The sequence below is a fragment of the Streptomyces sp. NPDC032472 genome (assembly GCF_040636955.1).
GTDB lineage: Bacteria > Actinomycetota > Actinomycetes > Streptomycetales > Streptomycetaceae > Streptomyces.
Genome location: NZ_JBEZVK010000040.1, coordinates 52,442 through 73,046 on the forward strand (window position 1 = coordinate 52,442; position 20,605 = coordinate 73,046).

A 20,605-nucleotide genomic window follows, 5' to 3' on the forward strand; every position below is an offset into this window, starting at 1 on the left:
GGTGGTAAGTGGCCAAGTGCGGACAAACGGTGGCGCGTTCGAGAGTTTCGCCTACACCCGCCAGTAGCTTAGGTTAGCCTAACCTTATCTACCAGGTCCTGGAAGGGGACTTCATGTCCGCACGGCCCGTCCGCCCGTACGCAGTCGCCCTGTTGGCGACGCTGGCGGCCCTTCTGTGTGCACTGCTCCCCGCCGCCGGCGCCCAGGCGGCGAGCCGTACCGTGCAAGGCGGCCGGCTCGACTGGGGGATCAAGTCCTCCTTCCAGAGTTACGTCACCGGGCCCGTGGCGAAAGGCGGTTTCCAGCTGAAGAACGGCGCCGCCACGGTCGGCGGCAGCCTGTTCCGCTTCCACTCCGCCACCGGCTCCTACGACCCCGCCACCGGCGCCTTCGAGGCCGCGTTCAGCGGCGGAGTCGCCTTTCAGGGCCACCGGAAGCCCGACGGCTCGTACGAGCTCGACCTGACCGTCAGCCGTCCCACCGTCAGGATCCAGGGCGGCAGCGGCACCCTCTACGCGGACGTCGTCGGCAAGGCCAAGGACACCGGCGCCGTCACCACCCGCACCCAGGTCCCCTTCGCCACCCTCGGCCTCGCCGGCATCGAGATGAAGGGAGGCGGCAGCCCCCTCGCCCTCACCCGTATCCCGGCCACCCTCACCGAACAGGGCGCCCAGGCCTTCTCCGGCTACTACGCCGCCGGGACCCCGCTCGACCCCCTCACGCTCTCCGTCGACGTCAAGTCCGCCCCGGCCGCAGCGCCTTCGCCGTCCCCGAGCGCTGCGGCCGGGGCCTCGCAGGACCCGGGGGCGGCCGCCGGCGGCGCGTTCGCCGACGCCGCCGTCGACTGGGGCGTACGGCGCACCTTCCGCGAGTACGTCACCGGGCCGGTCGGCCAGGGGAAGTGGACCCTCGGCGAGGGTGCCCGGGACGGCGGCGCGCTCTTCCGCTTCCCGCAGGGCAAGGGCACGTACGACGCACGGACCGGCACGCTGGAGGCCGTCTTCGCCGGCAGCGTCCGCTTCACCGGAGCCCACCTCGACCTCACGCTCGCCAAGGTGGGCGTCAAGGTGGCCGACGGCAAGGGCGTCCTGACCGCCGACGTCACCACCGGCGGTGACGCCACCACCGGCGCCGCCCCCGGGACCGCGCCCGCCGTCCCGCTCGTCGAGTTCGACGCCAAGGCGCTGAGGACCGATGGCGCCCTCGCCACCCTCACCGAGGCCCCGGCCGCACTCACCGAGGGGGGCGCCCGGGCCTTCAACGCGATGTACAAGGCCGGGACCGAGATGGACCCCGTCTCACTCGCCGTCGCCCTGGACGCCACCGCGCAGCTGCCCGCCCTGCCCGACCTGGGCTCCACGCCCGCGCCCGCCGCGCAGGCCCCCTCCCCGGCCGCCGCGGCCGGCCCCGCCGCGCAGGCCGCCACCGCCTCGGACTCCGGGCTGTACGCCGCCCTCGGCGTGGCCGTCCTCGTCCTCGCCGGCGGCGCCGCCTTCCTCGTCGTGCGCGGACGCCGTACGGCAGCGGCCGCGGCAGCCGCCGACCCCGGGTCCGCCGACGCGCACCCGCGGTCCTGAGCCCGCCGGCCCCGCCCACCGACCATCCGCCACCACGCAAGCCACCCCCGTTGCCCCAGGAGAGCCCACCCATGTCGTCGCCCCTCCTCCGCCGCCGCCCGCTCGCCCTGGCGGCGGCCGTCGCCACGGCCGCCGCGCTCGGCGCCACCGCCTTCGCCCTGCCCGCGACGGCGGCCGGCAGCGGCCCGGCCGTCCCGCCCGCCGCGGGCGCCTCCGCGCCGATACCGATCGTGAACGGCACCCTCGACTGGGGCATCCTGGCGAGCTACCGCACGTACGTCCTGGCCATGGCGCAGGGCACCATCACCCCGGCGGACGGCGCCGCCCTGAACGCGGACGGCACCTTCCGCTTCACCTCGGCGACCGGCTCGTACGACAAGGACGGCAGCCACACGGCGACCGCCGCCTTCAAGGGCAGCGTGACCTTCGAATCGGCCGCCCACGGCTTCAAGGTGGTCCTGTCGAACGTCCGCATCGACACCGGCACGAAGAAGCTGACCGCCGACGTCGTCAAGAACGGCACCCTCACCCGCGACGTCCCGCTCGCGGACGTGGCCTTCACCGGCCCGGCCATGGAGAAGCTCGGGACCACCCTCACCAAGGAGGCCGCGGACCAGCTCGGATCGCCCAAGTACACGGGCCTGACCGGCGACCCGCTCACCGCCGCCCTGGAGTACGGCACGCCCACGGCCCCCTCGCCGTCCGCCCCGAGCCCGTCGGCGCCCGGCCCTTCCGCCCCGAGCCCCTCCGCACCGTCGCCCTCCGCGCCGAGCCCCTCTGCACCGGCTCCGACCGGCGCCCAGCGGCTGCTCGCCGGCCGGCTGACCTGGGGCGTGAAGGAGTCGTTCCGTACGTACGTCGCTGACGGCGGCGGCAGCGTCACCCCGGCGGGCGGCGCCGTCGCCGACGGCCGCACCTACTCCTTCTCCTTCGGTACGGGCGAACTCGACGCGGCGAAGAAGAAGCTGACCGCCTCCTTCGCGGGCAGCCTGCGCTTCCAGCGGCCCGACCACGGCATCGACATGACCTTCGGCAACCTGCGCGTCAACGCCGAGGGCGCGAAGGGCACCCTGGTGCTGGACGTGAAGACGCCCTCCTCCACCAAGGCCGACGTCCCCTTCGCCACCCTCGACCTGTCCAAGGCCGACTACCGCACCACCGGCGGCGTGCTCGCCCTGAACGGAGTCCCGGCGGTCTTCACCGCCGAGGGTGCGGCCGCCATCGGGGCCCCGAGCGGGGACTACGCCGAGGGCAAGCCGACCGACCCGGTCACCCTCACGGTGAGCGCAGACAAGGACGCCCCGCTGCCGAGCGCCTCCCCGTCCCCGACGCAGTCCGGCGGGGCCTCGTCGGGCAGCACCGGCGGCAGCGCGGGCGGCGCCGGCACGGTCGGCGGCGGTACGGGCGGTACGGGCGGCACGGGCGGCAGCGCGGGCGGAAGCCTCGCCTCCACCGGCGCCGACATCCCGGCCGGGGCCCTGCTCGGCGCCTCCGCCGCGGCCGTCGCGGCCGGCGCGGGCGCGGTGTCCTTCGCCCGCAGGCGGCGCACCGTGCGGCTCTGAGCTGCCGGGCCGTGTTTGAATGCCCGCGTGAACGATCTCGATGTCCTCAGGGTCTTCTGCGCGGGCGACGGCAGGTTCGGCAACCTCCTCGGCGTCGTGCGCGACGGCCGGACCTGCCTCGACGACACGGCGCGGCAGGAGCTCGCCGCCGAACTCGGCTACAGCGAGACGGTGTTCGTCGACGATCCGGAGCGCGGGATCGTCGACATCCGCACCCCCGGCACGCGGATGTCCTTCGCGGGGCACCCGCTGGTGGGGGTGGCCTGGCTGCTGGACATCGAGGAGGTCCGGCCGCCGGTCGGGTCCGTATGGGCCCGCGACGACGGGGAGTTCACCTGGATCACGGCCCGGCCCGAGTGGGTCGAGGGCAAGCGCACGCAGCAGTACGCGACCCCCGCCGAGGTCGACGCCCTGCCCGCCCCGCCGCCCGGCGAGGGCTGGCTGTACGCGTGGGCGTGGGAGGACGAGGCGGCGGGCCGGGTCCGCGCCCGCGGCTTCCCGCGCCGCCCCGACGGGATCATCGCCGAGGACGAGGCCACCGGCTCGGCCGCGATCCTGCTGACGGCCGAGCTCAACCGCGCCCTGAACATCACCCAGGGCGCCGGCTCCCAGCTCCTCACCGCCCCCGGCCCCGACGGCACGGTCGAGATCGGCGGCCGCGTCCGCTTCGACGTGCCGCCGCAGGCGCCGACGTTCACGCGCTGAGCGGGAACTCCGCGCCCAGCTCGCGGAAGACGGCCCCGTTGTAGTCGAAGGCGCGCTTGCACTCGTCGATGATGCGCTGCTTCTCCAGGTCGTCCGCGGCGATGGCGTCCAGCAGCTCGCGGTAGTTGCGTTTGAAGGCCGCGGGGTTGGCGATGTCGGCGAAGACGTAGAAGCGCACGCCGTCGCCCCTGCGCTCGAAGCCCCAGGTCCGCTCCGCCTTGTCGCGGATGATCTGGCCGCCGGAGAGGTCGCCCAGGTAGCGGGTGTAGTGGTGGGCGACGTATCCGCCGGGCCAGGTGGCCGCGCACTCGGCCACCCGGGCGGCGTACGCCCGGGTCGCGGGCAGCGCCACCAGCGTCGCGCGCCAGGAGGGCCCGCGCAGGTGCGCCAGGTCGCGCTCGATCTCGGCGACGCGCATCAGCTCGGGCTGTATGAAGGGGCCCGCCACCGGGTCGTCCCTCAGGGATTCGGCCGCGTCCTCCAGGGCCCGGTACACGAACCACAGCTGCTCGGTGTAGCGCGCGTACGCATCGACCCCGAGGCGGCCGCCGAGCAGATTGCTCATGAACGCCGAGGACTCCGCCTCGGTGTGCTGCTCGTGCGACGCGACACGGATGACCGTGGAGAAGGCGTCCAAGACAAACCTCCGAAAGACCAGAAGCGCTCCGAAGACCGGGCACGGCGGCACGGCGGCCGCCCTGCCCGATCCTCCTGCTTAGGTATACCTAAGTCAATGTCTTCCCGACGTGTTGTCGGTAAAACGCCTCCGGCCGGAAAGTGCTACGGCAGGGTGAGGATCTCGGCCCCCGTGTCCGTCACCACCAGTGTGTGCTCGAACTGCGCGGTCCGCTTCCGGTCCTTCGTCACGACGGTCCAGCCGTCGGCCCACATGTCGTACTCGTGCGTCCCCAGCGTCAGCATCGGCTCGATCGTGAACGTCATCCCGGGCTGCATGACGGTGGTGGCGTGCGGGCTGTCGTAGTGCGGGATGATCAGGCCGGAGTGGAAGGACGAGTTGATGCCGTGCCCGGTGAAATCGCGCACGACCCCGTAGCCGAAGCGCTTCGCGTACGACTCGATGACCCGGCCGATGACGTTGACCTGGCGGCCCGGCTTGACCGCCTTGATGGCCCGGTTCAGGGCCTCGCGCGTGCGCTCGACCAGCAGGCGGGACTCCTCGTCCACGTCGCCGCACAGGTAGGTGGCGTTGTTGTCGCCGTGCACGCCGCCGATGTACGCGGTGACGTCGAGGTTCACGATGTCGCCGTCGCGCAGCACGGTGGAGTCGGGGATCCCGTGGCAGATGACCTCGTTCACCGAGGAGCACAGGGACTTCGGGAAGCCCCGGTAGCCCAGCGTCGACGGGTAGGCGCCGTGGTCGCACATGTACTCGTGCGCGACCCGGTCCAGCTCGTCGGTGGTCACCCCGGGGGCGATCAGCTTGGCGGCCTCCTCCATCGCCCGGGCGGCGATCCGGCCGGCGATGCGCATCGCCTCGACGGTCTCGGCCGACTGCACCTCCGGTCCGGTGTACGGAGTGGGCCCGGGCTTGCCCACGTACTCGGGCCGGCGGATGTTTCCGGGAACGGAACGGGCGGGAGAGAGCTCGCCTGGAACGAGCAGCGACTGGCCAGACATGCAAGCGAGTGTATCCAGCGGGGATGGGGCAGCATGGCGGCAGAAGGCCGGGAGCGAGCGGCCGCGAGCGGCGGCCGGCGAGCGCGAGAGGAGTCCGGGGACGATGGCCCTGTTCAAGAAGCGGCAGGTGGGCAAACCGGGTGAGTGGTACTACTGCCTGGTGCACAAGAAGGTCGAGGAAGGCCCCGAGTGTCCGGCGAAGGACCGTTTCGGCCCGTACGCCACGCCCGAGGAGGCCTCCCACGCCATGGCGACGGCGCAGGAGCGCAACCTCGAATGGCAGAACGACCCCCGCTGGAACGACGGCTCCGGCGAGGAGGGCGCCGACGGCGGCGAGGGCGCGACCGGCACGGCCACGCCGTAGACGCCGTAGACGCCGTGACGCCGTAGCGGCCCGACGGCCGGGGCTACCAGCGGCCGGGCGGCGGCGCGGTCAGCTGGTCGGCCAGCCGCGCCAGCCGGTCGCGGAACCGCCGCGGGCGGCGCGGCGCCGGCAGGCCGTTCTCCCCGGCCGCCGCACTGACCAGGTGCTGCACGGTGTCCAGATCCAGCGCGGTCGGGGGCTCCTCGGGCGCCTCCCGTACGGAGAGCGCGTCGTGCGCGAGCGCGGCCAGATCGGGATCCCCGCCGTCCAGGGACAGTACGGTCGCCCCCGCGCGCCGGGCGTCGTGGACCCGCTCCAGCAGCCCCTCCCCGGGCCGCTCCGGAGCCACCACCAGCACCGTGTGCCCGCGCCGGGCCGCCGCCAGCCGCCCCAGCCCCACCGACAGGTGCGCGGGCTCCCCGGGCAGCACCCGGTGGCGCACCAGCGTCGGCGCCAGCTCCGGCAGCCCGCACCACGCGGCCTCGTCCACCAGGTGCGCCGCCAGGTGCCAGGGCTCGTAGCCCTCGGTCCCCACCAACAGCAGGTTCCCGCCGGCCGGCACCACGGCATGCCGCAGGGAACCCGCGAAGCGGCGCGCGGCCGCGGGCCACTGCGTACCGGCGAGCACCTCGCGCAGCAGCGCGACCCTCACGGCATCCATGCGGGCATCCTGCACCACACCGCCGCCCCGCGGGGCCCACCGCGCACCCACGCGCCCGTTCGAGTCTTCCCGCCCCGGCATTACCCTCACCCCCATGACCTCCACTGACAGCACGCAGAAGCCACCCGCCCAGGACCCCTGGGACCTGCCCGACGTCTCCGGCCTCGTCGTCGGCGTACTCGGCGGCACCGGCGACCAGGGCCGGGGCCTGGCCTACCGCCTCGCGAAGGCCGGCCAGAAGGTGATCATCGGCTCCCGCGCCGCCGAGCGCGCCGAGCAGGCCGCCGCCCAACTGGGGCTGGGCGTGGAGGGCGCCGACAACGCCGAGTGCGCGCGCCGCAGCGACGTCGTGATCATCGCGGTGCCGTGGGAGGGCCACGCCAAGACCCTCGAAGCCCTGCGCGAGGACCTCGCCGGCAAGCTCGTCGTGGACTGCGTCAACCCCCTCGGCTTCGACAAGCAGGGCGCCTACGCCCTCCGGGTCGAGGAGGGCAGCGCCGCCCAGCAGGCCGCCACCCTGCTCCCCGACTCCCGCGTCACGGCGGCCTTCCACCACCTCTCGGCCGTCCTCCTCCAGGACGAGTCGATCGACGAGATCGACACCGACGTGATGGTGCTCGGCGAATCCCGCGCCGACACGGACGTCGTCCAGGCCCTGGCCGGCCGCATCCCGGGCATGCGCGGCGTCTTCGCGGGCCGCCTGCGCAACGCCCACCAGGTCGAGTCCCTGGTCGCCAACCTCATCTCGACGAACCGCCGCTACAAGGCCCACTCGGGCCTGCGCATCACCGACGTCTGACCCCGCCCGCCCCCCGGGCCGGCGGCTCACCCCCGCCGGCCCTCCCGGCCCCTCGGAGGCGGGAGCCGGCGCGTCCCGGTGCCTTTACGGGAGCACTGCGGGGTATGGGGGACACTGGAGGGGCTCGACCCCCTTCCGTGCCGCCGAGGAGCCGTACCCCATGCCCCGCCTTGCCGTCTTCGCCATCGTCGTCTGCGTCCTGTCCGTGGCGGCGGCCGTGGTCGCCTTCCTGGACGGCAGCTTCCTGGGGATCGTCTGGGTGCTGCTGGCCGGGCTCACGTCCAACATGGCCTGGTACTACGTGCGCAAGGAGAAGGCCCGCAAGGCCGCCGACGCCGCCCGCTAGGGCTGCCGCAGCGAGAGGGTCAGCCTGCGGCTGCCGAGGTCCAGGGAGCGGACCACGGCCCGGACCTCGTCGCCGACGCGGACCTGCTCGGGTTCGGCGGGGAGCTCCTTGGCGGGGGCCAGGCCCTCGACGCCCTCCGCCACCTCGACGAAGACGCCGAAGGGGACCAGCCGGGTCACGCGGCCCCGCAGGGTCTGCCCCACCGCCAGACCGGCCGCCCGCAGCGGATCCGGCTGGAGCGCCCGCAGCGACAGCCGGGCCTCGCCGTGCCAGTCGTCGAACCGGAGGAAGAGGCAGGAGATGCGCTGCCCGACGCGGACGACGTCCGAGGCCGCGCCGATGCGCCGCCAGGACAGCTCGGGGACCGTGATGAACCCGACCCCGGGGAACACGGGGTGCGCGGGCCCCTCGTCCAGCGCGACGAACACCCCGAAGGACTCCAGCGCGGCGACCGTGCCGCCGAGGGTCTGACCTGGCCGGAGTCCGGCCAGGAAGGTCCACAGTTCCGGGTGGTCGGTGGCCTTGACGTACATGCGGGCGGAGTGGTCAGGACTGGGGGCCGGCGCAGAAGTAGCCGTCGCCCTCCTGCCAGAAGCGGTAGAGGTGGTGGCCGCAGTAGGCCTCCAGGTCGGAGACGCCCAGTGCGGACAGGAGGCCGTCGACCACGTCGAAGAACCAGGCGTTGACCGCGGGGACCCACAGCAGCGCGAACACGGCGATCAGGCCGAACGGAGCGAGGGGCGCCACCTCGCGGCGCACCCGGTAGGAGAGCCACGGCTCGATGATCCCGTAGCCGTCCAGGCCGGGCACCGGCAGGAAGTTCAGGATCGCCGCCGACACCTGGAGCAGGGCGAGGAAGGCCAGCGCGAAGCGGAATGAGAGCGGGACGCCGTCGAGGGCGTTCAGCCAGAACGGGGCGGTGCACACGGCCGCGAACGCCACGTTCGTCAGCGGGCCCGCCGCCGAGATGAGGCTGTGCTTCCAGCGGCCCCGGATCCGGTCCCGCTCGATGTAGACCGCGCCGCCGGGCAGGCCCAGGCCGCCCATGATCACGAAGATCACCGGCAGGATGATGCTGAGCAGCGCATGGGTGTATTTCAGGGGATTCAGGGTCAAATAGCCCTTGGCTCCGACGGTGAGGTCGCCGCTGTGCAGGGCGGTGCGGGCGTGCGCGTACTCGTGCAGGCAGAGGGAGACGACCCACGCGGACGTCACGAAGAGGAAGACGGCGAGGCCGGGGCTCGCGGAGTAGCCCGTCCACACCGCCCACCCGGTGACGGCCATGATCGCGACTATGCCGAGGAAAACGGAACTGATCTGGCGCTCGCTGCGCGTGCCCTGATGACCCATGCGGCGAAACCTACCCCGGGGACAGGGACGTTCGGCACCGGGGGCCGGGGAGAATGGGGCGGTGCGCTACGCGATCCTCGGCACCACACAGGCCATCCGCGACGACGGGACCCCCGTCGCCGTCGGCGGCGCGCGCCTGCGGGCGCTGCTGACCGCGCTCGCGCTGCGGCCGGGGCGGGCGGTGCCCGTGCACCTGCTGGTGGCCGAGGTGTGGGACGGGGACCCGCCGGCCGACGCGCCCGCCGCCCTGCAGGCGCTGGTGGCGCGGCTGCGCCGGGCGCTCGGGCACGGGGCGGTGCGGTCGGCGGAGGGCGGCGGGTACGAGCTGGCCGCCGGGCGCGAGGACGTCGACGTGTACCGCTTCGAGCGGCTGGTCCGGGCCGCCGCGGCGGACCCGGACCCGGCGCGGGCGGCCGCCCTGTACGACGAGGCCCTGGCGCTGTGGCGCGGCCCGGCCCTGGTCGACCTCCCCGACCCCGGGGCGGAGGGCGCGCGCTGGGAGGCCGTACGGACCGACGCGCGCCGGGGGCGGCTCGGCGCGGCCCTCGACCTCGGCGAGGCGGAGCGGGCCCTGCCGGAGCTGACCGCGCTGTGCGCGCAGCAGCCGCTGGACGAGCCGCTCCAGGTGCTGCGGCTGCGGGCCCTGCGGGATGCGGGGCGGGCGGCGCAGGCCCTGGCCGCCTACGAGGAGGTCCGGCAGGCCCTCGCCGACCGCCTGGGCGCCGACCCGGGCCCGGCCCTCCGCGCCCTGCACACCGAACTCCTGTCCGGCCCGGAACGCCCCGTCACCCCGCCCGCCACCGCGGCCGAGGGCCCGGCCGCGACGCGGCCCGGCACGCCGCCCGGCGCCGCCGTGGCCCAGGCCCAGGCCCCGGCGCGGCCGGACACGGCCCCGGCGGGCCCCGGCCGCACCGTCCCCGCCCCCGGCGCGCCCGCCGCCCCGACCCCGGCCGCCCCGGCCTGGCCGGGCTCCGGGGCAACCGCGCCCGGCGGGGTGGCGCCTGCTGCCCAGGATCCAGAGTCGGGCCCCCCGGCACCCGGCGCCGCCGGGCCGGGTCACGGCGCGCCCGCGGCTCCTGGCGAGGCGGCCCCGGCTTCCGGCGTTGCCCGGCCCGAGCCCGGATCCGCCGGGCCCGGGCCCGGATCCGCCGTGCCCGGGCCCGGCCTACCGGGATCCGGTGCACCGGGCGTGCCCGCGGGGCGGCGGGGGAACTTGCGGGCCCGGTTGACCACCTTCGTCGGGCGGGAAGAGGACATCCGGGCCATCGGGGGCGATCTCGCGGGGGCACGGCTCGTCACCCTGCTCGGGCCCGGCGGGGCCGGCAAGACGCGGCTGTCGCAGGAGGCCGCCGAGGCACAGCCCGCCGAAGCCGCGCCCGACGGGGTGTGGTTCGTCGAGCTGGCCCCCGTCGACGACCCCGAGGACGTCGCCGAGGCCGCGCTCTCCGCGCTCGGGGCCCGCGAGACCAAGCTGCGCGGCGCCTCCGCCGAGGAGATGCGCGCGCTGACCGACCGGGCCGGCGACAACCCGCTCGACCGGCTCACCGAGCACTGCGCCCGCCTCCGGCTGCTGCTGATCCTGGACAACTGCGAGCACGTGGTCGAGGCGGCCGCCGAGCTGGCCGAGCAGCTCCTCACCCGCTGCCCCGGCGTCCGGATCCTGGCCACCAGCCGGGAACCCCTCGGCGTGCCGGGGGAGTTCCTGCGTCCGGTGGAGCCGCTGCCCGACCCCGTCGCCGTACGGCTGCTCGGGGACCGGGGCGCCGCCGCCCGGCCCGGCTTCACCCCCGACGACGACCCCGAGGCGGCCGCGGAGATCTGCCGCCGCCTGGACGGGCTGCCGCTCGCCATCGAGCTGGCCGCGGCCCGGCTGCGCCTGCTCACCCCGCGCCAGATCGCCGACCGCCTCGACGACCGGTTCCGGCTGCTGACCGGCGGCGCCCGCACCGTGTTGCCCCGCCAGCAGACCCTGCGCGCGGTCGTGGACTGGTCCTGGGACCTGCTCGACGAGCCCGAACGGGCCGTGCTGCGCCGGCTGTCCGTCTTCGCGGGCGGCTGCGACCTGGCCGCCGCCGAAGCCGTCTGCGGGGAGAGGGGCCACGAGCGCCTCGACGTCGCCGACGCGCTCGGTGCGCTCGTCGACAAGTCCCTCGTCATCGCCGCCCCCGCCCCCGACGGCATGCGCTACCGGCTCCTGGAGACCGTGGCCGAGTACGCCGGCGAGCGGCTCGACGAGGTCCCCGGCGACCGGGCCGCCGCCGAGCGCCGCCACCTCGTCCACTACCGGGAACTCGCCCGAACCACCGAGCCGTTGCTGCGCGGCCCCCACCAGCGGGCGGCGGGCGAGCGGTTCGCCGCCGAGCACGAGAACCTCCGTACCGCCCTGCGCCGCGCGGTCGCCGCCCGCGACACCGACGAGGTGCTGTGCCTGATCCACTCCCTCGGCTGGTACTGGATGATGCACGACCTGCGCGCCGAGTCCCGCCACTGGGCCGACGCGGCGGCCGCACTCGGCCCCGACCCCTTCGCCGCGCCCGTCGTCCCCGCCGAGCCGGTGTACGCGCGGCTCATCGACACGCCCCCGCCGTACGAGGGGGAGCAGCTGACCGAGGCCTGGCGCGGCATCCGCCTCATCCAGCTCGCGGCCCGCGACCAGACCAGCGAGAGCTGGACCTCCCCGGACATCCGGCCCTGGATCGAGGGGATCCTCGCCGCCTACGCGCCGGGCCTGCCGCAGACATGCTGGGCCCCGGGCTCGATGTGGATCTTCGCCGTGATGATTGCCGGGGAAGTGGACCTGCTGCAACGGGCCGTCGACGCCACCGTCGACACCTGCCGCGAGCTGGGGACCCGCTGGGAGCTGGCCGCCATCCTCCAGATGCGGGCCAACATCCTGGCGAACCGGGCCGACTGGGCGGGCGACGCCTCGCGCGACGCCGACGAGAGCCTGGCCCTGTTCACCGAGCTCGGCGACGACTGGGGCTGTGCCGAGGCCCTGTCCGCCCGCGCCGAGGCCCGGGAGAAGCGCGGCGAGTACGCGCTCGCCGCCCAGGACTTCCTGGCCGCGATCGAGCACGCCGAGAGGCTGGGCGCCGCCTCCCAGGTGACGGTCCTGCGGGTGCGCATGGCGGGGGTCCTCGTCGAGAGCGGCCGCGTCGCCGAGGCGGAGGCCCTGCTGACCGAGATCGTGAGCGTCCCGCGCTCGTACGGCAACGAGGCGCTGCCCGCGGCCCGCATGTTCCTGGCCGGCTGCTACGGCCGCACCGGCCGCATCCCCGAGGCCCGCGCCCAGCTCCAGCAGCTGCGCGAGGAGTTCGCCTTCGGCGCGTACGCCATCTTCGACGGCTTCCTGCTCGGCACGATGGCCTGGCTGGAGAACCAGGAGGGCAAGCACGCCGAGGCGCTGGAGCTGCTCCGGCAGGCCCTGGTCAGCGCCCAGGACCCGCTCGCGGTGGTGGTCGCCCCGCAGTTGCCGGCCGTGTACCTGATGACGGCGGCGCTGTCGCACGTGTCTCTCGGCGGCCGGGAGCAGGCGTACGACGCCGCGCGGCTGCTCGGCGCGTACCGGACGCTGGTGCCGCCCCACCACTTCCCGATCACCACGGAACGCGAGGACGCCGCCCGGGCCGAGGAGCTGGCCCGAGCGGCGCTCGGTGATGCCGCGTACGAGGCGGCGCATGCCGAAGGCGGCGGCCTCACCCTGGAGGAGGCCACCGCCCTCGTCTGACCCGGCCCCCGTGCGGGGCCCGTCCGGGACGCGATCCGGAACGGACCGGCCGCCGTCCCGGATCAGGTCTTCTGGCGGAACTTGCGCACCGCGAGCGGCATGGTGACCACTGTGATGGCCAGCGACCAGGCCAGGGTCACCCACACCGGGTGGGCGACGGGGCCGCCGTTGATCAGGCCGCGCGCCGCGTCGGCCAGGTTGGACAGCGGGTTGTAGTCGGTGAAGGACTGCAGCCAGCCCGGCATGGTCGACGGCGGGGCGAAGATCGAGCTGCCGAACTGCAGGGGCATCAGGACCAGCATGGCCATGCCCTGGACCGCCTGGGCGGTCTTCAGGGTCAGGCCGAGCAGGATGAAGATCCACATCAGCGAGGCTCCGAAGACGGCGGACAGGCCGATGGACAGGAACAGGTCGAGCACGGACGTCTTGATGGACAGGCCGAGCAGGAAGCCCACGCCGAGCAGGATCGCGATCGCGACCATCATGCGGCCGAGCTCGACGACGATCTTGGCGAGGAGCACGGACGACCGGGCGATCGGCATGGACCGGAAGCGGTCCATCACGCCCTTCTTGAAGTCGTCGTTGACGCCGGTGCCGACGCCCATGGCGATGTTCATGCCCATCATCGCCATCAGGCCCGGGACGACGTAGTTGACGTACTCCTCCTGGTTGCCCTTGCCGGAGATCGCGCCGCCGAAGACGAACACGAACAGCAGCGTGAAGATGATCGGCATGAACAGGACGTCGAACATCGACTCGGGGTCCTGCTTGATCTGCAGGGTGTTGCGGCGCACCAGGGCGCCGATGTGCCGCAGGTTGGCCCGCAGGCCGATCCGGCCCTCGGAGGCCGGGAGCGCCTGGCCCGGCGCGCCGCCGCCGGCGGCGGTCGCGGCGGTGCCGGCGGGCTTGTTCGTGGTGACGGTGCTCATGCCGCGACCCCCTCGGTCTTCTCGGTCTTCTCGGTCTGCTCGGTCGCGTCAGCGGTGTCGGTCCGGTGGCCGGTGATGGCGAGGAACACCTCGTCCAGGCTGGGCAGGTACGTGCCGAGGTCGGCGATCGCGTACCCGCGGGCGGCCAACAGGCCGACCACGGCGGTCAGCTGCTCGTCGCTCAGGATCGGCACCAGCAGCACGCCCTCGTCGGGCACGGCCTGTGAGCCGGTCACACCGTCCAGCCCGGCCTCGGCCAGGGCGCGGGCCATGCCCGGCAGGTCGGCGGCGGAGGCGGGGCGGATCCGCAGGGTGCGGCCGCCGACGCGGGCCTTCAGCTCGTCGACCTTGCCCTTGGCGATGACCTTGCCGCGGTCGATGACCGTCAGCTCGCTCGCGAGCTGCTCGGCCTCCTCCATGTACTGGGTGGTGAGCAGGACGGTGGCCCCCTCGGCGACCATCCGCTGCACCTCGTCCCACACCTCGTTGCGGGTACGGGGGTCCAGGCCGGTGGTCGGCTCGTCCAGGTAGAGCACGGCCGGGCGGCCGATCATCGAGGCGGCCAGGTCGAGGCGGCGCCGCATGCCGCCGGAGTAGTGCATGGCCGCCTTCTTCGCGGCCTCGGTGAGGGAGAACCGCTCCAGCAGCTCGTCGGCGCGGGCGCGGGCCTCCTTGCGGGACAGGTCCAGCAGCCGGCCGATCATGTACAGGTTCTCCCAGCCGGAGAGCTTCTCGTCGACCGAGGCGTACTGGCCGGTGAGGCCTATGGTGCGGCGCAGCTGCCGCGGCTGGCGGACCACGTCGTAGCCCGCGACCCTGGCGGTGCCGGAGTCGGGGACGAGCAGCGTGGACAGGCAGCGCACCAGGGTGGTCTTGCCGGCGCCGTTGGGACCGAGGACCCCGAGGACGGTGCCCTCGCGGACGTCCAGGTCGACACCGTCCAGGGCCTTGGTCTCGCCGAAGTGCTTGACCAGTCCCCGTACCTCGACGGCGTTCGGGCCGTTCAGGGGATTCTTGTCGTTTCGCGTCATGTCCACCATGGGACCAGTGGCCGCCGACAAACCACCGACAGCCGACCGACAGCCGCCGACATGCACCGACAGAGCGCCGACAAAACACCGACAGAACGCCGACAGAACGCCGACAGCCCGTACGCCGATGGGGCGACGGGCTGCCGGTTCAGTGCTTCAGAGAGTCAGCGGCTCAGTGGAAGGCGTGCTGCTCCTGCGGGAACGCTCCGCCGACGACGTCCTCGGCGAACGCCTTCGCCGCGTCCGTCATCGTCGCCCGCAGGTTGGCGTACTGCTTGACGAACTTCGGCATCTTCCCGCCGGTCAGGCCCATCATGTCGGTCCACACCAGCACCTGCGCATCGCATTCCGCGCCCGCGCCGATGCCGACCGTCGGGATGTGCAGCGAACGGGTGACCTCGGCGGCCAGCTCGGCCGGGACCAGCTCCAGCACCACCGCGAAGGCACCCGCGTCCTGCGCCGCCTTGGCGTCGCGCAGCAGCTGGTGCGCGGCCTCGTCCCCGCGGCCCTGGACCCGGTAGCCCATGGCGTTGACGGACTGCGGGGTCAGGCCCAGGTGGGACATGACGGGGATGCCGGACTGGACGATCAGCTCGGTCTGGTGCAGCGAGCGCTCGCCGCCCTCCAGCTTCACCGCTCCGACACCCGCCTCCTTCACGAGCCGGGTCGCGCTGCGCAGCGCCTGCACGGCGCCTTCCTGGTACGAGCCGAACGGCAGGTCGCCGACGACGAGGGCCCGGCTGGTGCCGCGTACCACCGCGGCGGACAGCAGGGTCATCTCGTCCATCGTCACGGGGACGGTGTTCTCGTAGCCGAGGTGACAGTTGCCCATCGAGTCGCCGACGAGGATGACCGGGATGCCGGCCTCGTCGAAGACGGACGCGGTCATCGCGTCGTAGGCGGTGAGCATGGGCCACTTCTCGCCGCGTTCCTTGGCGAGGGTGAGGTCGCGGACGGTGATCCGCCGGGTGCCCGTGCCTCCGTACAGGGTGGGGGAGGCGGCTTCGCGGGCAGGCGAAACGGCATGCGTCATTGCAACTGCTCCTTGATGTCATCTCGAGGCGCCCTCACGGCGTCCCCGGACTCACCCACCATGGTTGCACCTGTCTAGGCCACTGGGAAAGTGGCGCGGTGACCGGTGCGTCACACTCCCGGCGCGCACGAGGCCCGCTCCGGCCCTCCTCATGTTCGCCCTAGGGCCGCCCGGGGGCGCGAAGTGCGCGCGTCCGAGCGAATGTGCGCGTTTCGTGACAAGCGGAACCCGGGCCGTATGGCCGTTCGTCCTCCCGGACGTACGGCCGGGAACACCGGCACGGAAGGCTCCGTCGATCGCCTAGGGTCATGGTGCGGGGACGGAGCGCAAGCACGGCAGCGAGGGCAGTGGCATGGCACAGGCGTACATGACGGAGACGGGGAACGGCGGCTCGGGGCCCGAGTCCTCCGGATCCCGATTCCGCCGACGCCTCGCGGAGCTGCGGCGCGACCCGGGGATCTGGCGGCGCGGCATCGTGACCGCGGCCCTCGCGGTGGCGGTCTCGCTGGTGATGATCCTCCACGCCGAGCTGCCCAACGACGTCGGCAACCTCGGCAGCCTCACCGAGACCTTCCTGCCCTGGCTGGGGCTGGCCGTGCCGGTGCTGTTCGCCGCCGCGGTGGTCCGCAAGTCGGCCACCGCGCTGATCGCGCTCCTGCTGCCGGCCATCGTCTGGGTGAACCTCTTCGGCGGGCTGGTCACCGACAAGTCCGGCTCCGGCGGCAACCTGGTGGTCGCCGCCCACAACGTCGACGCCGACAACCCCGACCCGCGCGGCACCGCCCGCTCGGTCGCCAAGGCCGGGGCGGACGTGCTGGCCCTGACCGAGCTCAAGGGCAGCGCCGTCCCGGTCTACGAGCAGGTGCTGGAGGCCACGTACAAGTACCACGCGGTCGAGGGCACCGTCGGGGTGTGGAGCAAGTACCCGCTCACCTCCAGCCGGGCCGTCGACATCAAGATGGGCTGGACCCGGGCCATGCGCACCACCGTCGAGACCCCGCAGGGCGCGGTCGCCGTGTACGTCGCCCACCTGCCCTCCGTCCGGGTCAAGCTGAACGCCGGCTTCACCGCCAACCAGCGCGACAACAGCGCCGGCGCGCTGGGCGCCGCGCTCGCGGGCGAGCCGCTGCACAAGGTCGTCCTGCTGGGCGACCTCAACGGCACGATGAACGACCGGTCCCTGTCGGAGGTCACCTCGCAGATGCGCTCCACCCAGGGCGCCGCCGGCGACGGCTTCGGCTTCAGCTGGCCGGCCCAGTTCCCGATGGCCCGGATCGACCAGATCATGGTCCGCGGGATGAGGCCGGAGGCCTCCTGGACCCTGCCGCGCACCGGCAGCGACCACCTCCCGGTGGCGGCGCGGGTGACCGTGAAGAAGTGACCGTGAAGAAGTGACCGTGGAGAAGTGACCGTGGAGAAGTAGGAGCAGTTCACGTGGACAGCGAAGGGCCCCGGCCGCCGGGAGCGGCCGGGCCCCTCGGCGCCTCAGCGGTGCGGTGTCACGCGTGCTCGCGCCAGCCGTTGGTGATGGGCAGGCGGCGGTCCTTGCCGAAGCCCTTCGCGGAGATCTTGGTGCCCGGCGGGTACTGGCGCCGCTTGTACTCGGCCATGTCCACCATCCGCAGGGTCTTCGCCACCAGCTCCCGGTCGAAGCCGGCCGCGACGACCGCCTCCAGGCCCTGGTCGCGGTCCACGTACAGCTCCAGGATCGCGTCCAGCACCGGGTAGTCCGGCAGCGAGTCCGTGTCCACCTGGCCCGGGCGCAGCTCGGCGCTCGGCGGCTTCACGATGGAGTTCTCCGGGATCGGCGGGGTCTCGCCGCGCTCGGCCGCGGCCCGGTTGCGGTAGTGCGCGAGCCGGAAGACGTCCGTCTTGTAGACGTCCTTGATCGGGCCGTACGCGCCGACCGAGTCGCCGTACAGGGTGGAGTAGCCGACGGCCAGCTCGGACTTGTTGCCCGGGGCCAGCACGATGTGGCCCTCCTGGTTGGACACCGCCATCAGCAGGGTGCCGCGCAGCCGGGACTGGAGGTTCTCCTCGGCCAGGCCGGTCAGGCCCAGGGCGTCCATGTAGGCGTCGAACATCGGCGCGATGGGGACGGTGCGGAAGTTCAGGCCGGTCCGCTCGGCGAGCTCGGCCGCGTCGTCCCGGGAGTGCTCCGAGGAGTACTTGGAGGGCATGGAGATGCCGTACACGTTCTGCGCGCCGATGGCGTCGCAGGCGATGGCGGCGACGAGCGCGGAGTCGATGCCGCCGGACAGGCCGATCAGCACGGAGCGGAAGCCGTTCTTCTTCACGTACGCGCGCAGCCCCACGACCAGCGCGTCGTAGACCTCCTCGTCGTCGTCGAGGCGGTCGGCGTAGTCGCCGGTGACGACCGGTTCGTACGGCTCCACCGGCTCCTCGGACAGGATGACTCGCTCGATGCGCAGCCCGTCGTCGACGACGCCCTCGGGGGCCTCGGCCTGCGCCGCCGGCAGCTCCAGGTCGACCAGGAAGCAGCCCTCGGAGAACTGCGGGGCGCGGGCGATGACTTCGCCGTCGGCGTCGACGACGATCGAGTCGCCGTCGAAGACCAGCTCGTCCTGGCCGCCGATCATCGCGAGGTAGGCCAGGGTGCAGCCGGCCTCCTGGGCCCGCTTGCGGACCAGTTCGAGGCGTACGTCGTCCTTGTTGCGCTCGTACGGGGAGGCGTTGATCGACAGCAGCAGGCCGGCCCCGGCGGAGCGGGTGGCGGGTACGCGGCCGCCCTCCTGCCAGAGGTCCTCGCAGATCGCCAGGGCGACGTCGACGCCGTGGACGCGCAGCACCGGCTGGGTGCCGCCGGGGACGAAGTAGCGGAACTCGTCGAAGACGCCGTAGTTGGGGAGGTGGTGCTTGGCGAAGCGGAGCACCACCTTCCCGCGGTGCAGTACGGCGGCCGCGTTCTCGGGGGAGCCGGCGGGCAGCCCCAGGCGCGGGGTGGAGCGCTCGCTGCGGTCGAGGTAGCCGACGACGACCGGGAGCTCGCCCAGGCCCTGGGCCGCCAGGCGCTCGGCCAGGGCGAGCAGGGCGGCGCGGGAGGCCTCGACGAAGGTGGTGCGCAGGGCGAGGTCCTCGACGGGGTACCCGGTCAGCACCATCTCCGGGAACGCCACGAGGTGGGCGCCCTGCTCGGCGGAGTGCCGGGTCCAGTGCACGATCGAGTCGGCGTTGGCCGCGATGTTGCCGACGTGCGAGTCGATCTGATTCAGAGCGAGGCGTAGTTGAGGCACGGGGCCCAGTGTAATCGTCTTTCTGACGCGATGTCCTGGGCCCCGGCCGGGTCGGCCGTTCGGATCGGCCGCCTTTCGGGTCGGCTCAGCCGATCGGGCCGCTGAACTTCGCGCTCGGCATCAGCGTTCCGGGGGAGATGTCGGCGCTGATGGTGTTGGTGCCCTCGGGAACCTCGTAGGCCACGACACCGCTCGCGGACTGGCCCGGGAGGATGTCGCCCGTGATCATCTTGGGTACGTCGCCGTCGAAGACCAGCTTGGCGGTCATGCCCTTGTCGTCGCGGACGTTGGGCATGGCGTAGATGACGTGGTGGGTCTCGGCCGAGTCGTTCGTGATGGTGAGCGTCATCTCCACCGCGTTGCCGACCTTGGCGTACTTGTTCTTCGTCCGGTACTGCTTCGGTGCCGACAGGGTCACCTTGATGCCGCCGGCGTAGGTGTACGTCTGGCCGAAGGGCAGCGGCGAGGTCATGCCGGGCTCGTTGGACGGGGAGGGGGCCGGCTTCGACGGCCGGGGCGGCCTCGTGGGCCAGGGAGTGGGGGCGCCGAAGTCGTCGAAGTGGTCGTCGAAGTCGTCGTCGAACTCGCCGCCGAGGCGGCCGTCGCGGTCCGGCCAGTTGCGGTCGAGCCGCTGGTCGGCGCGCTCACGGGCCTTCTCGACGACGACACCGGTGAGGAAGAAGCCGCCGACCGAGGCGCCGAGGGCCAGCACGCCGAGGACGGTGCCGGTGACGGCCATGGCCTTGCGGCCGAGCCCGGCCGAGGCGCGGTTGATCCCGGCGATGCCGAGACCGGTGGCCACCAGGCCGAGGGCGCCGCCGGCCCAGAAGAAGAACGGCATCGGGCCGAAGAGCAGGCCGAAGATGCCGGTGATGAGCGCCGCGACGGCCAGGCCGTTGGAGGCGGGGGCGGGCTGGCCCCACAGGGGGCCGGGGCCGGCACCGTAGCCGGGCTGGGCCCAGGGGTTGCCGCCGGGCGGCACGGCCCCGCCGCCGAACCCGCCGGCGGCTGCCGGGGCGGGGCCGACGGGGGCGAAGCCGGCGGGCGCGGCGGGCGGCGCGGCTGCGGGGTCGGGGGCGGCGAAGGGGTTGGGGGCCGGGGCCGGGGCGGTGTCCGGGGTGGGTGCAGGCGCGGGCGCGGGCGCGGCGAACGGGTCGGCCGTGGCCGCCGGGGCAGGGGCCGTGACCGGCTCCTGCTGCGGCTCGGGGGCCGGCGCGGCGGCCTGCGGCTCCGGGGCCTTGGCGAACGACACCGGCTGCTCCGCCGGTGCGGGGGCCGCGGAGGGGGCCGACTCGGGCTCGGGCTGCGGCTCAGCCGCGGCCTGCGGCTCCCGCTGGGGCTCGGGGGCGGGATCCTCGGCCTGCGGCTCTGAGGCCTTCTCGAACGACACCGGCCCGTCCGCCGGTGCGTCGGCTGCGGCGGGGGCCGCCTCGGGCTCGGGCTCCGGCTCCGGCTCCGGCTCCGGCTCGGGCTGCGGTGCGGGGGCCGGCGGGGCGGCCTGCGGCTCCGGGGACTTTTCGAACGACACCGGCCCCGTCCGGCATGGCCTGCGGGGCCTGGTCGTAGTGGATGCTGAGCGCCTGGGCCCCGGAACTCGCCGAGACGTAGGCCCCGGCGCCGTAGCCCAGC

The 20,605-nt window shown here is 73.8% G+C and carries 18 protein-coding genes; 8 read left to right on the top strand and 10 right to left on the bottom strand.

The annotated features are described in order from the left end of the window. The first annotated feature begins 113 nt into the window (after positions 1-113). The 3 genes from AB0F11_RS25260 to AB0F11_RS25270 all read left to right on the top strand — a co-directional run bounded on the left by AB0F11_RS25260 (position 114) and on the right by AB0F11_RS25270 (position 3,844). A complete protein-coding gene (locus tag AB0F11_RS25260) occupies positions 114-1,577 on the top strand; it encodes an HtaA domain-containing protein (RefSeq protein ID WP_362177889.1) in 1,464 nt (487 codons plus the stop codon). A gap of 71 nt (positions 1,578-1,648) precedes the next feature. Further along, on the top strand, positions 1,649-3,139 hold the full coding sequence (locus AB0F11_RS25265) for an HtaA domain-containing protein (RefSeq protein ID WP_362177892.1): 1,491 nt from the start codon (positions 1,649-1,651) through the stop codon (positions 3,137-3,139). A gap of 27 nt (positions 3,140-3,166) precedes the next feature. Continuing rightward, positions 3,167-3,844, top strand: coding sequence for a PhzF family phenazine biosynthesis protein (locus AB0F11_RS25270; RefSeq protein WP_362177895.1), 678 nt, complete (start codon positions 3,167-3,169; stop codon positions 3,842-3,844). Here the strand turns inward: AB0F11_RS25270 and AB0F11_RS25275 are convergent. Together AB0F11_RS25275 and map are read right to left on the bottom strand one after the other, a co-directional pair. Next, positions 3,834-4,481, bottom strand: a complete 648-nt coding sequence (locus AB0F11_RS25275) for a biliverdin-producing heme oxygenase (RefSeq protein WP_362177898.1) — start codon at positions 4,479-4,481, stop codon at positions 3,834-3,836. The two genes, AB0F11_RS25270 and AB0F11_RS25275, sit on opposite strands and share 11 nt — an antisense overlap. Before the next feature lie 143 nt (positions 4,482-4,624). Further along, entirely contained in the window at positions 4,625-5,482 is an 858-nt protein-coding gene (gene map, locus AB0F11_RS25280; protein ID WP_361906487.1) for a type I methionyl aminopeptidase, read from the bottom strand. Between the two features lie 103 nt (positions 5,483-5,585). Here map and AB0F11_RS25285 point away from each other — a divergent pair, with 103 nt between their 5' ends. Further along, on the top strand, positions 5,586-5,846 hold the full coding sequence (locus tag AB0F11_RS25285) for a hypothetical protein (RefSeq protein WP_362177901.1): 261 nt from the start codon (positions 5,586-5,588) through the stop codon (positions 5,844-5,846). A 43-nt stretch (positions 5,847-5,889) separates the two neighbouring features. Here AB0F11_RS25285 and AB0F11_RS25290 read toward each other — a convergent pair whose 3' ends face one another. Beyond that, positions 5,890-6,507: a hypothetical protein gene (locus tag AB0F11_RS25290; protein WP_362177904.1), complete on the bottom strand. Its 618-nt coding sequence runs from the start codon at positions 6,505-6,507 to the stop codon at positions 5,890-5,892. A 94-nt stretch (positions 6,508-6,601) separates the two neighbouring features. Here AB0F11_RS25290 and npdG point away from each other — a divergent pair, with 94 nt between their 5' ends. Further along, complete coding sequence (npdG, locus tag AB0F11_RS25295; RefSeq protein WP_362177907.1) at positions 6,602-7,306, top strand: NADPH-dependent F420 reductase; 705 nt, start codon at positions 6,602-6,604, stop codon at positions 7,304-7,306. A gap of 160 nt (positions 7,307-7,466) precedes the next feature. Continuing rightward, positions 7,467-7,652 carry a hypothetical protein gene (locus AB0F11_RS25300; RefSeq protein ID WP_362177910.1) on the top strand — a complete coding sequence of 62 codons (186 nt, stop codon included), beginning with the start codon at positions 7,467-7,469 and terminating at the stop codon, positions 7,650-7,652. On the opposite strand, the gene AB0F11_RS25305 is transcribed toward AB0F11_RS25300, so the two are convergent. Next, complete coding sequence (locus AB0F11_RS25305; protein ID WP_362177912.1) at positions 7,649-8,185, bottom strand: S1 RNA-binding domain-containing protein; 537 nt, start codon at positions 8,183-8,185, stop codon at positions 7,649-7,651. The two genes, AB0F11_RS25300 and AB0F11_RS25305, sit on opposite strands and share 4 nt — an antisense overlap. 13 nt (positions 8,186-8,198) lie before the next feature. Then, positions 8,199-9,002 carry a site-2 protease family protein gene (locus AB0F11_RS25310; protein WP_362177915.1) on the bottom strand — a complete coding sequence of 268 codons (804 nt, stop codon included), beginning with the start codon at positions 9,000-9,002 and terminating at the stop codon, positions 8,199-8,201. Positions 9,003-9,063: 61 nt separating this feature from the next. Here AB0F11_RS25310 and AB0F11_RS25315 point away from each other — a divergent pair, with 61 nt between their 5' ends. Next, positions 9,064-12,729 (top strand): BTAD domain-containing putative transcriptional regulator, encoded by a 3,666-nt coding sequence (locus AB0F11_RS25315; protein WP_362177918.1) that lies wholly within the window; start codon positions 9,064-9,066, stop codon positions 12,727-12,729. Between the two features lie 62 nt (positions 12,730-12,791). Here the strand turns inward: AB0F11_RS25315 and AB0F11_RS25320 are convergent, their stop codons facing one another. The 3 genes from AB0F11_RS25320 to panB all read right to left on the bottom strand — a co-directional run bounded on the left by AB0F11_RS25320 (position 12,792) and on the right by panB (position 15,722). Next, positions 12,792-13,658: an ABC transporter permease gene (locus AB0F11_RS25320; protein WP_362177921.1), complete on the bottom strand. Its 867-nt coding sequence runs from the start codon at positions 13,656-13,658 to the stop codon at positions 12,792-12,794. Then, a complete protein-coding gene (locus tag AB0F11_RS25325; RefSeq protein WP_362177924.1) occupies positions 13,655-14,698 on the bottom strand; it encodes an ATP-binding cassette domain-containing protein in 1,044 nt (347 codons plus the stop codon). Before AB0F11_RS25325 ends, AB0F11_RS25320 begins: the two co-directional genes overlap by 4 nt. Positions 14,699-14,861: 163 nt before the next feature. Next, complete coding sequence (gene panB, locus AB0F11_RS25330) at positions 14,862-15,722, bottom strand: 3-methyl-2-oxobutanoate hydroxymethyltransferase (RefSeq protein WP_361906506.1); 861 nt, start codon at positions 15,720-15,722, stop codon at positions 14,862-14,864. 352 nt (positions 15,723-16,074) lie between these two features. Between panB and AB0F11_RS25335 the strand changes: the two genes are divergently transcribed. Continuing rightward, positions 16,075-17,103, top strand: a complete 1,029-nt coding sequence (locus AB0F11_RS25335; protein WP_362177927.1) for an endonuclease/exonuclease/phosphatase family protein — start codon at positions 16,075-16,077, stop codon at positions 17,101-17,103. A gap of 118 nt (positions 17,104-17,221) precedes the next feature. Here AB0F11_RS25335 and AB0F11_RS25340 read toward each other — a convergent pair whose 3' ends face one another. Both AB0F11_RS25340 and AB0F11_RS25345 read right to left on the bottom strand, forming a co-directional pair. Then, positions 17,222-18,976 (bottom strand): NAD+ synthase, encoded by a 1,755-nt coding sequence (locus tag AB0F11_RS25340; protein ID WP_362177930.1) that lies wholly within the window; start codon positions 18,974-18,976, stop codon positions 17,222-17,224. An 85-nt stretch (positions 18,977-19,061) separates the two neighbouring features. Continuing rightward, the gene (locus tag AB0F11_RS25345) at positions 19,062-20,504 is read right to left on the bottom strand and encodes a DUF4190 domain-containing protein (protein WP_362177932.1); all 1,443 of its coding nucleotides are present in this window, start codon (positions 20,502-20,504) and stop codon (positions 19,062-19,064) included. Positions 20,505-20,605 lie beyond the last annotated feature (101 nt).